The sequence below is a fragment of the Lentzea sp. NPDC058450 genome (genome assembly GCF_042721395.1).
GTDB lineage: Bacteria > Actinomycetota > Actinomycetes > Mycobacteriales > Pseudonocardiaceae > Lentzea.
The window spans coordinates 421256-434100 of sequence record NZ_JBHXLO010000001.1; the positions used below are offsets into that span (position 1 = coordinate 421256).

The 12845-nt window shown below is 68.9% G+C and carries 17 protein-coding genes; 11 read left to right on the forward strand and 6 right to left on the reverse strand.

Annotation, left to right across the window (positions count from 1 at the left end; all coding sequences use genetic code 11):
- Positions 1 to 4: 4 nt before the first annotated feature.
- Positions 5 to 1948: a SpoIIE family protein phosphatase gene (locus tag ACFWNN_RS02115; protein WP_382437967.1), complete on the reverse strand. Its 1944-nt coding sequence runs from the start codon at positions 1946 to 1948 to the stop codon at positions 5 to 7.
- Positions 1948 to 2964 carry a glycosyltransferase family 4 protein gene (locus ACFWNN_RS02120; protein WP_382437968.1) on the reverse strand — a complete coding sequence of 339 codons (1017 nt, stop codon included), beginning with the start codon at positions 2962 to 2964 and terminating at the stop codon, positions 1948 to 1950. The genes ACFWNN_RS02115 and ACFWNN_RS02120 overlap by 1 nt, the downstream gene beginning before the upstream one ends.
- 212 nt (positions 2965 to 3176) lie before the next feature.
- Here ACFWNN_RS02120 and ACFWNN_RS02125 point away from each other — a divergent pair, with 212 nt between their 5' ends.
- Positions 3177 to 4139, forward strand: a complete 963-nt coding sequence (locus ACFWNN_RS02125) for a helix-turn-helix transcriptional regulator (protein WP_382437969.1) — start codon at positions 3177 to 3179, stop codon at positions 4137 to 4139.
- Here the strand turns inward: ACFWNN_RS02125 and ACFWNN_RS02130 are convergent.
- From ACFWNN_RS02130 to ACFWNN_RS02140, 3 genes are all read right to left on the reverse strand, one after another.
- On the reverse strand, positions 4103 to 4498 hold the full coding sequence (locus ACFWNN_RS02130; protein ID WP_382437970.1) for an STAS domain-containing protein: 396 nt from the start codon (positions 4496 to 4498) through the stop codon (positions 4103 to 4105). The two genes, ACFWNN_RS02125 and ACFWNN_RS02130, sit on opposite strands and share 37 nt — an antisense overlap.
- Positions 4499 to 4704: 206 nt before the next feature.
- Positions 4705 to 6201 (reverse strand): hypothetical protein, encoded by a 1497-nt coding sequence (locus ACFWNN_RS02135; protein WP_382437971.1) that lies wholly within the window; start codon positions 6199 to 6201, stop codon positions 4705 to 4707.
- 132 nt (positions 6202 to 6333) lie between these two features.
- Positions 6334 to 7128 carry a hypothetical protein gene (locus ACFWNN_RS02140; RefSeq protein WP_382437972.1) on the reverse strand — a complete coding sequence of 265 codons (795 nt, stop codon included), beginning with the start codon at positions 7126 to 7128 and terminating at the stop codon, positions 6334 to 6336.
- A gap of 377 nt (positions 7129 to 7505) precedes the next feature.
- Between ACFWNN_RS02140 and ACFWNN_RS02145 the strand changes: the two genes are divergently transcribed.
- The 7 genes from ACFWNN_RS02145 (at position 7506) to ACFWNN_RS02175 (ending at position 11134) form a co-directional block, all read left to right on the forward strand.
- A complete protein-coding gene (locus ACFWNN_RS02145; protein WP_382437973.1) occupies positions 7506 to 8339 on the forward strand; it encodes an alpha/beta fold hydrolase in 834 nt (277 codons plus the stop codon).
- 22 nt (positions 8340 to 8361) lie between these two features.
- Positions 8362 to 9504: a glutathione-independent formaldehyde dehydrogenase gene (locus tag ACFWNN_RS02150; protein WP_382437974.1), complete on the forward strand. Its 1143-nt coding sequence runs from the start codon at positions 8362 to 8364 to the stop codon at positions 9502 to 9504.
- Positions 9505 to 9509: 5 nt separating this feature from the next.
- Positions 9510 to 9716, forward strand: a complete 207-nt coding sequence (locus ACFWNN_RS02155) for a hypothetical protein (protein WP_382437975.1) — start codon at positions 9510 to 9512, stop codon at positions 9714 to 9716.
- 33 nt (positions 9717 to 9749) lie between these two features.
- Positions 9750 to 10196 carry a DUF4383 domain-containing protein gene (locus tag ACFWNN_RS02160; protein ID WP_382437976.1) on the forward strand — a complete coding sequence of 149 codons (447 nt, stop codon included), beginning with the start codon at positions 9750 to 9752 and terminating at the stop codon, positions 10194 to 10196.
- Positions 10193 to 10378 (forward strand): hypothetical protein, encoded by a 186-nt coding sequence (locus ACFWNN_RS02165; protein ID WP_382437977.1) that lies wholly within the window; start codon positions 10193 to 10195, stop codon positions 10376 to 10378. Before ACFWNN_RS02160 ends, ACFWNN_RS02165 begins: the two co-directional genes overlap by 4 nt.
- Positions 10379 to 10392: 14 nt before the next feature.
- Complete coding sequence (locus tag ACFWNN_RS02170) at positions 10393 to 10590, forward strand: hypothetical protein (RefSeq protein WP_382437978.1); 198 nt, start codon at positions 10393 to 10395, stop codon at positions 10588 to 10590.
- Positions 10591 to 10858: 268 nt separating this feature from the next.
- Positions 10859 to 11134: a hypothetical protein gene (locus ACFWNN_RS02175; RefSeq protein WP_382437979.1), complete on the forward strand. Its 276-nt coding sequence runs from the start codon at positions 10859 to 10861 to the stop codon at positions 11132 to 11134.
- A gap of 140 nt (positions 11135 to 11274) precedes the next feature.
- On the opposite strand, the gene ACFWNN_RS02180 is transcribed toward ACFWNN_RS02175, so the two are convergent.
- Complete coding sequence (locus tag ACFWNN_RS02180) at positions 11275 to 11454, reverse strand: hypothetical protein (protein ID WP_382437980.1); 180 nt, start codon at positions 11452 to 11454, stop codon at positions 11275 to 11277.
- Between the two features lie 625 nt (positions 11455 to 12079).
- On the opposite strand from ACFWNN_RS02180, the gene ACFWNN_RS02185 reads away from it, so the two are divergent.
- The 3 genes from ACFWNN_RS02185 to ACFWNN_RS02195 are packed head-to-tail and all read left to right on the forward strand — an operon-like array spanning position 12080 to position 12794.
- Complete coding sequence (locus ACFWNN_RS02185; protein WP_382437981.1) at positions 12080 to 12292, forward strand: hypothetical protein; 213 nt, start codon at positions 12080 to 12082, stop codon at positions 12290 to 12292.
- 4 nt (positions 12293 to 12296) lie between these two features.
- Positions 12297 to 12620: a hypothetical protein gene (locus ACFWNN_RS02190; protein WP_382437982.1), complete on the forward strand. Its 324-nt coding sequence runs from the start codon at positions 12297 to 12299 to the stop codon at positions 12618 to 12620.
- Between the two features lie 39 nt (positions 12621 to 12659).
- Positions 12660 to 12794, forward strand: a complete 135-nt coding sequence (locus ACFWNN_RS02195; protein ID WP_382437983.1) for a hypothetical protein — start codon at positions 12660 to 12662, stop codon at positions 12792 to 12794.
- Positions 12795 to 12845: the final 51 nt, after the last annotated feature.

Genomic DNA, 12845 nt, shown 5'->3' on the forward strand with positions numbered 1-12845 from the left:
TGCGTCACCGATCCAGGTCCGAGGTGTGGTGGCCGAGGCCGACCAGAGTCATGATCATGTCGGCCGGGGTGCCGACGGGTGCGAAGAGCGTGAGCTCGCTGCCGTTGTCGCGGTGCCGGGCGGTCAGGGCGTGCAGCAGGGCGACTCCGGCGCTGGCCAGGTGCGTGACGCCGGTGAGGTCGATGGTGAGCGACCGGGTACCGGTGAAACCCGCGGAGTGCACCGCCCGTTTGAACTGATCCGCTGTGGTGGCGTCCATCGGGCCGGCCACGCTGAGGCACGGGTTCGGCGAACCTGGGCGGCTTTCCAGTTCCATGGCTCGCACAGGAACTCTCGTGGCCAACGGGAATCCGAACCGCAGGTCCTCCGCGGTGTGCAGGCGCGTCGGCCTGCTCGCCCGGTGACGCAGCACGGATCGAGTGCCGCCGCCGTCGTGCTCGACGCGAAGTCCGTCGACCATCTCCGCCGTGATCTGCAACCCAAGACCGCGGTCCGTGGACGCATTCGGTGTGCGCCAACGACCTTCGTCGCTCACCTCGATCCGGACGTGAGCGTCGGCGAGCAGTTCGCCGTGCACGACGAAGAGGTCGTTGCCGGGTGAGTCGAGGTAGGCGTGCTCGGCCGCGTTGGTGGCGAGCTCCACGACGCCGTGCAGCAGCGCGTCCGCGCCCAGCGGGTCCAGGTGCAGTCCGGTCAACCAGTCCGCAACCTCCTCCCGCACCAGCGACACCGACTCCACCACCGCCGGAAAGGCTCGGTGGAACTCGGGCGGGTGCGGCACCAGCTGGGCGGCGAGCAACGTGATGTCGTCGCGGTGACCGGTGAACCTGGTGAGCGTCTCGATGGTCAGGTCGCACACCCGGTCGGCGGCCGGCAGGTGAGCGCCGCGATCCGCCATGGCGTCGGTGGCGGCCGCCGAGAACTCCACGGTGCTCTCCGGCATCGACCGCCCCGGCCGTTCCAGGATGCCGTCGGTGTAGAGCAGCAGCAGGTCACCTCCGGCGAGAATCTCGTTTCCCACCAACGGTTCCAGCACGAAGTCGCCGACACCGAGGGGCCGGCCTCCGCGGCCGACGAGAAAACGAGGCTCGCCGGCCGCGGGTATCACCAGCGGTGGTGGATGGCCGGCCACGGCGTACTCGACAACGCCGGTACCGGGATCGAGCACCGCGACGCACACCGTCGCGGCACGTGCGGCAGAGCTTCGGCGCGCCACCACGTCGGCGGCCCGGACGGCGATGCGGACGTCCCCGGTGGCGGCCAGCCGTTCGGAGAGCACGACGCTCAGCTGCCCGGTCGGGCCGGCGGCCGCGACGTCACCCACGACCAACCCGAGCCTCCCGCCCAGCAACGGGAAGGCGTCGAACCAGTCGCCGCCGGTACCGCTGTCGGCCAGAGCGGGCAGATAGCTCGCGGCGACGTGCACACCAGGCAGCAGCGGCACGCTCGACGGCAACATCTGCCGGTGCAGCAGGTCGATGACGTCCAACGCCTCGGCGTACTGCCGTTCCGCCGTGGCCGCGCGCCGGTGCTCGGTCCGGCGCTCGTGCACGCGGTCGGTCACGTCGACGGCGTCGATGAACACGCCGTCGATCTCACCTCCCGGGCCACGGGTCGGACTGAGATTCCAGTCGACGAAGAACTCCCGCTCCTCCTCCACGTCCGGCCGGTCGAACCCGGTGTGCAAGCCCCGCAACGACTCGGCCTGTCCGGTGGCGTAGACCCGGTCGGCCATCTCCCAGGTGAGCCGGCCCTCGGCGAAGGCCTCGCGCAGGGTCATGCCGATGAGCGTCTGACGACCCGTCCACGCCCGGTAGGCGCCGGTGGCCGCGACGATCCGATGTTCCGGACCGGCGAGCACGACCACCATGAGCGGCATCAGGTCGAACATCCGCCGCACGACCTCCGCCGCACCGACCTGCCGGTCCAGCTCGCCGCCGTCGGCCATCAGCCAGTCGGGGCAGGTTGGAGTTCCAGCACTCGCGAGTACAGCCGTGCCACGGTCTGGCCCACGCCGGGCCACTTGTGCCGCGCGTTGATCCGGTCCGCCGCCGCGAACCCGCACGCCAGCCGGAAGGTGGCGTCGTCCAGCACCACCCGGAGCCGCCGGATCAGCTGCTTGAGCTCGCCGGGTGGGACGAGCGCCCCGGTCACGCCGTCGACCACGAGGTCGGACAGTCCGCCGACCTCGGTCGCGAGCACCGGCACACCGCAGGCCATCGCCTCCAGCGGCCCGTCGTCCGAACAGGCCCGCCGCGGCACGAACGCCGCCAGATCAGCGGAGCGCAGCAACGCGGGCAGGTCCTGCCTGGGCACCGGGCCCAGCACGCGGGTGCGGTCCTCGACCTCGAGCTTGCGCGCCCACGCCTTCAACCGGTCCGCCTGACCTGGCGCCGACGCCCCGATGACCACCAACTCCACGGCCTTCAGCCACGGCAGCGCCGCGACGAGATCGGCGACGCCGTCGTCGGGCGACGGCCCCGCCACCGTCACGATCCGGAGCCGGTCCGAACGACGCGAGACCTCGCCGGTGCTCGTGAACAGGCTGGTGTCGACACCACGAGGAGCCGTCACGATCCGCGGCCTCGGGACTCCAGCGGCCGCGAGTTCGAGAACCTCGTGCTCGCAGGACGCCACCACCAACGCCACTTCACGTCCGACCAGCCGGGCGAGACCGGCGGGATCGCGGTCGAAGCCGCCGAACGACTGCACGACGGGAAGCCCGAGGGGTTGCGCGGCAAGCACGGCCACGAGCCCCGAACGCCAGGAATGCGCGTGCACGAGGTCCGGCTGTTCACGGTCCCACTGAGCCCGCAACGCCTCTGCTGCTTCACCAGTCGACGAGGTCGCGCACCGCACGGTCCCCACCTCGTGCCCCAGGGCCCTCAACGCCGATGACAGCCCCGTGACCTGGCGGTCTTCTCCCTCAGGTGCTTTGTTCGTGGACATCATCGCGATCTTCATGGGCCTTCTTCCGCCTCGCGCGACCTCCACGAGTCCGTCTCGGCTGGTCAATCTCACTCGAGTGCCCGCCACCGCGCCGCCCAAACGCGATCGGCTTCGCTTTGCGGGCAGCGGTGCCGTTCCGCGGGCTGGAGGGCTACCGTCGACAGTCCACCTCGGGTCGAGTAGCGGCCCGCGACGTTCTTCCCGACCGAGTCGGCGGGCAGGGGGCGATGCGGGTGTCCACGCCGAACCGTTCGACTTTCAGCACGACCGATCCAGACGAGGCCCACGCGTTCATCGGTCAGATGTACACGGCCCGCTCCGGCAAGGCCGCCGCGGTGGACAAGACCTCGCCGCTCTCGCTGTCGCAGATCAGCGCCGGTGGCATCAGCTTCGTCGACTTCACCATGCCGCCGGATCTGACGTTGTCGCTGGACGGCACCGACGACCTGTCCATCACCACGCTCGTCTCCGGCACGACCCAGGCCGAGCTCGGCAAGAACACCGAGCGCTACCGGGAAGGCGACGTCTGCCTGGGCAGCTTCCCTCGCGGCGACTACCTCGTCGCGTGCCGTGACCTGCGCGTGCACATCATGACCGTGCCTGCCGCGATGCTGACCGAGGTGGCCAGCACCATGCCCGGCGAGGTTCCAGCGCCGCTGCGGTTCGACTCGCTGGAACCGCTCTCCGCAACCGCTGTCCGGCAGTGGAAGCGCGCGGCCGCGTTCGTCCACAGTGTCCTGAACGACGACGAGGCCGCGTCCAGCCCGTTGATCATCGGTAGCGCCGGCCGCCTGCTGGCGGCCACCGCGTTGTCGGTGTTCCCCACCAGATCTCTTGACTCCGCGACGCTGGAAACCGGGGCCACGCCGAGGACGCTGCGCAAGGCGGAGGAGTTCATCCACGCTCACGCGCACACCGACATCGGGCTGGCCGACATCGCCCACGCGTGCCACGTCACGCCACGGGCGTTGCAGTACGCCTTCGCCCGCCACCACGAGAGAACACCGCTGCAGTACCTGCGGCACGTCCGGCTCGCCCGTGCACATGAGGACCTCCTGCGCGCCGATCCGGCGCGCGGCGACACGGTGACCTCGATCGCGATCCGCTGGGGCTTCGCCCACGCGGGCCGGTTCGCGATCACCTACCGCGAGGCCTACGGGTACTCGCCGAGCCAATCCCTGCGCCGCTGAGGTTGTCCGTCCTTCTCGACGATGCGGACCTTCGGGTCATCGGCCACACCACACACGTCGAGCACCAGCCTCACGGTGGACGACACCCTGTCCAGCGTGACGACCTCGCCGCTGTGCTGGATCGCCTGCAACGCGTTCTGGAGCGCCCGAGCGGCAGCGGCTCCGAAGAACGTCAGCTCGCCCACGTCGATCGTGCGGACTCCCCGAACCAGTGCCTCGGACACGGCCTGGGCGAACGGCCCGCAGTTGGCGATGTCGATGTCCCCGCACACCGCCAGCACCCCCGGCCGACGCGTGGGACCGGGTCTGGACGTCATGTGGCCGAAGAAAGTCTCCGGGGCGGTGCTGCCGATGGTCACGTTGCCCCTTCCGTTGCCGCAGGCGGCTCGATGGCAGGGCCGTGGACTTCCATCTGTACGCCGCTCACGCGGCCCGCACAGCTCACCCCGCGAACAACACCTGACGGCCTGTCCAGAAAACGAAACCTGGGCTCCCGCAGGTCGGTTCCGGCACAGCGAAAGGCGGGGCCGGCTGGTGCCGGCCCCGCCTTCTGATCACCTGATGGTCACGCCTTCACGGAGTGCTTCTTGCCGTGGGTCCAGGACGCGGCGTCGCCGCCGTCGCCTGCCGGACCGGAGTGGCCACCGACCGTGTTGCTGTGGTTGGAGGCATCGCCGGTCGAGCCCGTGGCGCCGGTGTCACCGGAGTTGCCCGAGGTGACCTCGGTCCAGGACTTGGTGCCGTGGTTCTTCCAGCTGTCGTGCTTCCAGCCGTTGTGGTGCTTCCAGCCGTTGTGGTGCTTCCAGCCGTGGCGGTTGTCGCCGCGCTGGTCGTTCCACTTCTTGTTCTCGGTCTTCACCACGGCCGAGTTGCCGCCGGTGTCGCCGGAGTTCCCGGAGTTGCCCGAGTTGCCGGTCGTGGCGAAGTTCGAGCTGGTGGCGTTGCCGCCGTTGCCCGAGTTGCCGCCGTTACCCGCGGTCGCCTCGGTGGAGCCGTTGTTCTTGCTCCACTTGTCGTGGTGGTTCCAGGACTTCTTGCCCTGCTCGGTCACTGCCCAGGCGTCGCCGCCGTCCCCGGCCGGGCCGGAGTTGCCGCCGCGCGTCCAGCTGTCGTTCCACGCGTCACCGGTCGAACCGGTGGCACCCGTGTCGCCGGAGTCGCCCGAAGTCACGGTCGTCCAGGACTTGTCGCTGTCCCAGCGGTCCTGGTTCCAGCCGTGGCCCTGCTCCGAACCGATCGAACGCACGATCGCCTTGTTGCCGCCGGTGTCGCCCGAGTTCCCGGAGTTGCCCGAGTTGCCGGTCGTGGCGGAGTTCGAGCTGGTGGCGTTGCCGCCGTTGCCCGAGTTGCCGCCGTTGCCCGCGGTCGCCTCGGTGGAGCCGGACTTGCTGTGGTGGCCCCACTTCTGGTCCTTGGTCAGGACCGCCGCGTCGCCGCCGTCGCCGGTGGAACCGGAGTTCCCACCCACGGTGTTGCTGTGGTTGGAGGCGTCACCCGTCGAGCCGGTCGCACCGGTGTCACCGGAGTCGCCCGAGCTGACGTTGGTGTGGCACTCGGCCAGCACGCACAGGTTCGTGGCGCTGTTGCGGCCGGTGTCACCCGAGTTGCCCGAGTTACCGGAGTTGCCGGACTGCGCGGTGTTCGAGCTCGTGGCGTTGCCGCCGTTGCCCGAGTTGCCGCCGTTGCCGGCGTTCGCCTCCGAGTTGCCCGAACGACCTGCTGCGGTGGCGTCGCCACCGTTGCCCGCCGCGCCGGACTTCCCGCCCACGGTGTTGCTGTGGTTGGAGGCGTCACCGGTGGAGCCGGTCGCACCCGTGTTCCCGGAGTCGCCCGAGCTCACGTTCGTGTGGCATTCCGCCAGCACACAAAGCCCGTAGGCGCTGTTGCCGCCGGTGGAACCGGAGTTCCCGGAGTTGCCCGAGTTTCCGGACTGGGCGTTGTTCGAGCTGGAGGCGTTGCCGCCGTTGCCCGAGTTGCCGCCGTTGCCACCGTTCACGACCGAGTGCACGGCGTTGCCCACGTCGCCCAGGAGACCGTTGCCACCCGTGTCAGCGCTTGCCATCGCCGTTCCGAACAGGAGGAAACCTCCCGAGAACGCTGCGGCCATCAGACCGCGTCGCACATAGCTGTGCATTGTTGAACCATCCCGTCAATTCAAGCTTGGTGATCTGGCCGGCTTGGTTGTCGGGACTGCTCAACTGGGATGACTTCGGCCGTAGTAGTCGCACCACGACCCGTGGACCTGGTGGTCGGTGACCACCACGAGCGATTCGCCGCCCGGCCGGACTCCCTGTGTTGCCGGGAGATCCGCGAGCGCGAGACCCGTCGATCCAGTCGACGACGCCGATCCCGTCGTGCCGGGCAAAGCGAGCGGCACGTCAGGGGATGGCGGGGACGGCGCCTCGATCGGAGGCACCGCGTCAGGTGCGGAGATCTGTTGCTGCTGCGGCCTTTCAGCCACCACGCGGACGTCCTGCGGCATCACGGTCTGAACCGCGTCCGACGTCTGCGACGCCTGTGGCACCGGTGGCGTCTCCGGGACCACGACCACCGGCGGCACCTCCACCGGAGCGGAAGGCTGAGCCACCAACGGTTGTGCCGCCCGAGGCAGCACCGGCACGTCCTGAACCGTGTTCACCACCGGGGTGAGCAGCGGCGAGGTCACCGGCTGGAGAGGCTCCAACACGGGACTCAACACCTGCGTCGTGGTGTCCACGACCGGAGCCAGCGGTGCCAGCACCGGTTCGGCCACCGGCGCGGCAGCCTCGAGCACCGGCTTCACCACCGGATCGGCCACCGCCGTGACGTCCCGCGTCACCGGCGCGACCACGTCGGTCACCGGCGCGACGAGATCAGCGACCCCACCCAGCAACCCGGGCTGGTCACCATCGTCAGCGCTCGCGACTCCCGCGGAGAGCAGGCCGAACCCGATCAGGAATCCAGCCACCCCGAGAGACCGCCGCAGCGCCGTAGGGCATGTCAACTTCATGCAATCACCCCCTCTCACCGAATCAGCACCCGTACATCCAGACATTCGGATTCCCACGATCGGGTGGATTGCACAAAAACATGGAAACTTTTGTTCACGCAGCTCAACGCCACAAATAAATTTAAAACATCTATTTCCAACTACTTTGCGACACAAGATCGAACCCAAACCCTGCACACACGGTGATCAGCAAGCAGCGAACGTTGCTCGCCAACGCGGTCCGCCCGAGTCCAAGCCGGTGGGCGCCTCGCACTCGGTCACCGACAGGTCGGACTGACTCCCGGCTGACCACTACCCCGTCAATGCCCGAATACACCTGTGTACCCGGAAAAGCGCTGGGTAGCCGTGGGCCACGAGCAATCGCATTGGAGAGTGACATGCCCGAGGTCACGGCGCACCACGGTCTGTTCAAGAACACCGATCTGCACGTGGACGACACGGGCGGCCCTGGCCGTCCGATCGTGCTCATTCACGGATGGCCGTTGTCCGGCGAGTCGTGGAAGTACCAGGTGCCAGTGCTCGCTGCCGCTGGGCACCGAGTGGTGACCTACGACCGCCGTGGTTTCGGACGCAGCGACAAGCCGCTCAGCGGTTACTCCTACGACACCCTCGCTGAGGACCTGTCCGTCCTGCTGTCCGAAATGGACCTTCGGGACGTCACGCTGGTCGGCTTCTCGATGGGCGGCGGCGAGGTGGCCCGGTACGTCGCGAACTACGGACCTGAGCGCGTGCGGAGCATCGTCTTCGCCTCCGCCGTGCCGCCGTACCTGCTGCACTCCGACGACAACCCGGAGGGTCCGCTCACCCAGTCGCAGGCCGCCGAGATGGCCGCCTCGCTGACCAAGGACCAGGACGGTTTCTACGACCAGTTCGTCACCGACTTCTTCTCCGCCGACGGCGAACTGCGCGTCACCCAGCAGCAGTGGCAGGAAGCACGGGCGTTGTGCGACCAGGCCGACAAGAAGGCCGCGCTGGCGTGCATGGCGAGCTTCGGCTCGACCGACTTCCGCGACGACCTGACCAAGATCACCGTGCCCTCGCTGGTGCTGCACGGCGACAGCGACGCCACCGTGCCGTTCGAGGGCTCTGGAGCCCGCACGCACGCCGCGGTGGCAGGCAGCCAGGTGCACGTCGTCGCCGGCGGACCGCACGGCGTCAACGTCAGCCACGCCGACGAGTGGAACCGCGTCCTGCTGGATTTCCTGAGCTGACCGACGAACGAGAGGCAAGAACATGAAGGCAGTTGTGTACCGCGGTCCGGAAGACGTCGCCGTGCAGGACGTGGCGGACGCCCGGATCGAGGAACCCACCGACGCGGTCATCCGCATCACCACCACGAACATCTGCGGCTCGGACCTGCACATGTACGAGGGCCGCACCGACGTCGAGGCCGGCACCGTGCTGGGTCACGAGAACATGGGCGTCGTCGAGGAGGTCGGCTCCGGCGTCTCCCGCGTCAACGTCGGCGACCGCGTCTCGGTGCCGTTCAACATCGCGTGCGGCACGTGCCGCAACTGCACGCAGGGCTGGACGTCGTTCTGCCTGCGCACCAACCCCACCGAAGGCGTCGACGGCGCCGCGTACGGCTACGCGAACATGGGACCGTACTCCGGCGGACAGGCCGAGTACCTGCGCGTGCCGTACGCCGACTTCAACCTGCTGAAGCTGCCGGGCGGCACGGAGTTCGAAAACGACTTCACCATGCTCTCGGACGTCTTCCCCACCGGCTGGCACGGCACCGTCCTCGCCGGGCAGGAACCCGGTGACGACGTCGTGGTGTTCGGAGGCGGCCCGGTCGGCCTCATGGCCGCCCACAGCGCCCTGCTGCGCGGCGCCGCCCGCGTCTTCGTCGTCGACCAGCAGCCCGACCGGCTGCGGCTGGCCGAACGGTTCGGCGCCATCCCCGTCGACTTCGCGAAGGGCAGTCCCGTCGACCAGGTCCTGGAAGCGACCAAGGGACGTGGGGCGGACTGCGGTGTCGAGGCGGTCGGATATCAGGCCCATGATCACCAGGGCGATGAACAGCCAGAACTGGTGCTGGACAACCTCGTGCAGTGCGTGCGTACCGCAGGCGGTATCGGCGTGGTCGGCGTCTACGTGCCGCAGGACCCCGGCGCCGCCACCGAGGGGGCAAAGGAGGGCCGCATCGGGTGGGACTACGGCTCGTTCTTCATGAAGGGCCAGCGGATGGGTACCGGGCAGGCTCCGGTGAAGCGCTACAACCGGCAGCTGCGCGACCTGATCGTCGCCGAGCGCGCCACGCCGTCGTTCATCGTGTCGCACGAGCTGCCGCTGGATCAGGCGGCCGAGGGCTACGCGCACTTCGACAACCGCGACGACGGCTGGACCAAGGTGCTCCTGCACCCAGCCGGCTGAACGCCGTGAGCAGGCTCGGCTTACTGCTCTCCGTCGCGTTCTGCAGTCCGTGCCGCAACGATCTGGTGCAGAACGCCCCGATCTCGTGGTGTTCGAAGTCCGGCCCGAACCACGCCGGAGTCGTGACGTTCCAGCGGATCGACACCGATCGCACCAGGGTCGCGGTGGCCAGGAGACGGTGCCTGGCGTGGCGACATCGACCAGCCCCGTGACCCCTTGATGTCCTGACCTCGATTGGAGTCGTCATGTCCCGGACCGAGACAACGCTGCGCACACCTATCCAGAAGACCGCGCTCGTGGTGAGCGCGGTGTTCGCTCTGGTCGGCATCGCCGGGTTCGTTCCCGGCCTCACCACCGACTACGACGCACTGGAGCTCGCCGGCCACGAGTCCCACGCCATGCTGCTGGGCCTCTTCACCGTGTCGGTTCTGCACAACATCGTGCATCTGGCGTTTGGCTTCGTGGGGTTCGTCATGTCCCGCACGGTCAACGGCGCGTACTGGTACCTCGTCGGCGGAGGCGTGGTCTACCTGTTGTTGTTCCTCTACGGTCTGGTCATCGACCACGGCAGCGAGGCCAACTTCGTGCCGCTCAACGTCGCGGACAACTGGCTGCACCTGTTCCTGGGTGTGGCCATGATCGGTCTCGGCCTGGTGGTCAATCGCCGCCACACCGCAAGGGGCAGGCGATGAGCCACCGCGCCCCTGAACCTGATGCCGTCACAGCCGAAGCCGAACTGAACGATGCCGACTTCGGCGAGGAGCACACCCGCCCGACGGTGGCCGACGAGAACCCCGGCGGCCCGCACAGGGGGCCTGACGAGTCGGAACCCACGGGCAAGGGCGGCGACGGCGGAATGGACCCGCTCTGGTGAACCCCTTGTAGGCGTTGGCCCGCGAACACGCCGGAACCGCCGCGCTCGGGCTCAGCCTGATCGCGACCCCGGTGTGGCGCGGTTCAGGTCCGGCGGAGGTCAAGGTGCAGGGCGTCCTGCTCGTGCCGGGTTTCGGTGCCTCGGACATCACCCTGAGCGTCCTGAGGACGTCGCTGGGCGCCCGCAGGTGCCGGCACCGCCCGCGATCCTGACGTCCGTCCTCCTGACCGCGCTCCTCCGCGAGGAGAGCGGCACCTACGTACCTCTGATCGCCGTGGCGCTGACGGCCGTGCTGGTCGGTACCGTGCCTGGCTGCACCGCCGCTCCTGTCGGGACGACGAACTGGCTGCCGGCGTCGTTCGCCCCACGCCCGCTCCTGGTCGTCTGGCGGTCCCTGCCACGACAGGACCTTCTGCTCTGTGCTCGACTGCTCCGTGCGACGGAATGTGTGGGTTCACACGGCCCCAAAGGAGGCGCGCGGTGCACCACACCCGCGACAGACTCACACCCGTCTCGATCACCCAGTACTTCGACAGCGTCGTCGATGCCCTCGCCCGCGAAGGCATCGACGTCGCCCAGGTCGCTCTGGAGCTCACCCCGACACGACCGATGAGCGGCCAGCTCGTGACCGGACGCGGTCCGGTGCTGCGCTGGCGCGAGGACCTCGGGTGGAGCAACGGCGCCAGGAGCACGAGCGCGGCCGCTCACCCCGGCGAGGTCGCCGCGCTGCTCGAACAGCCGAGTGACCGGCAGTGAACCGGTCCACGCCGTCATCTCACATCAGACAGGCACCGCTCCCCGGCCACCGCGGCCGGTGAACACGCGCGACAGCACTTCTCACGTGCGGAAGGCCGGGTCGCGGCACCCCGGCCCAGTGCCCGAAACACCACCGGCGGTCATTCACCGCCGCCGCGTCCCGCCCAGAGGTTCAGGCCGATGGTAACGGCCAGCGCGGCACACCAGAGCGAGATGTACCAAGGTACCCAGCCCAGCACCACGCCGATCAGGCCGATCACGAGCGGCACGCTCAACCCCACGGCGGTGAGCGTGGAGACGGCACTGGCGGGTCTGCGCACGATCGAGTCCTCTCCCGCGCCTCAACCGGTTCCCTGCCGGATCAACGCTGCCGCGAACCGGCCCTGCGCGCACCTTCAAGCGTCTTGCCGTCCAGCTGAGGTCGCAGTTCCGGCCACAACTCCTGCGCCGCAGCAGTTCCTTCAGCTCGCCAACGCCCTGAGCGTGTGCGCGCAGCCTCCGCAGGTCGCCGCCGTAGTCGTCGAGCAGCCACCAGGCGCCCTCTCCGAGCGCGGTCACGGTGCTCTCGTCATACCGCACGTAGTGGGCCCGGTCCAGAGCGTCGACCCGTTGCTGCCACATCGATTCGACCGTGCGGCGCGCCGTGCGCAGGCCCGCGCTCGCGAGCTCACGAGCCACCGCCACCGCGATGTCCGACCTGATCCGAGCCGAGAGCAACACACTCAGCACGAGCAGCCGGTACAGCGGCGAGGGTTTGTCGGCAAGCCGAATGCCCGCCTCCTCGGCGCATGTGCGGCCCGACTCCTCGATCAGGCGGCGCGCGATGTCCCGGTGCTCGGCCACGACCAGGGATACCCACGCCCAGCCGCGAATTCACCCGGAGCGCCACCGACCAAGCCCCGCGAGAATACGTTTCCGCAGTTCATCGCCGGGTACACGGCTGACATGGAACCCACGACGGAGGATGCGGAACGGGAGTTGCGGCAACTGCTGGACGAGCTGACCTATCCAGCCGACAAGGTGAGCGTCGTGACCTGCATCGAGATCCGCGGCCTCAGCACCGACATCCGAAGGCGCCTCCACCACCTGCCCCACCGCCGATACTCCTCCTCGTCCGAGGTCGCGGCGGCGCTGCCCACCAGCCTGACCAAGGGGTGAAGCGGTGGCAGCCGACGAGATCCAGGGAATGCAGACGATGCAGGCCGATGCCGACATCGTGCTGAACACCGCAGCCGACCCCACCCAGGCCGCGGCCTGGCTCCCGCACCCACTGCGGGCTTACGACTGCGTGCTGAACGCCGAGTCGCACACCGTGACGTGGCGCGAGAACGGTGAGGTGCGAGGCCTGCTGACGGCGAGCCCACGCGGCGCCGGCACCAGCGCGGTCGAGCTGGTCACGCGTCAGAACGTCGCCGACGTCAACAGCCTGCACACCGCGCTGTCCGCATTGGAGACCGCCGTCGCAGAGAAACTCACCGCCGGCTGATCCCGGTGTACCACCGCACTCACCGGGTAGCCGAAGGCCATGACCGACCCCATCAACCCCGAAGCACCGCACGCTCCAGGCACGCCCAGCCTGGACGACCTCGACACCCCGGAGCCTGAACTGGACGACGAAACTCCCGAGGAAACCTCGCCGGACCAGGAGCCGCCGGACTGAGAAAACGTCCGCATACCCGGTCGACGAGTTCGGGCAGGCTCTCGCGCAGCC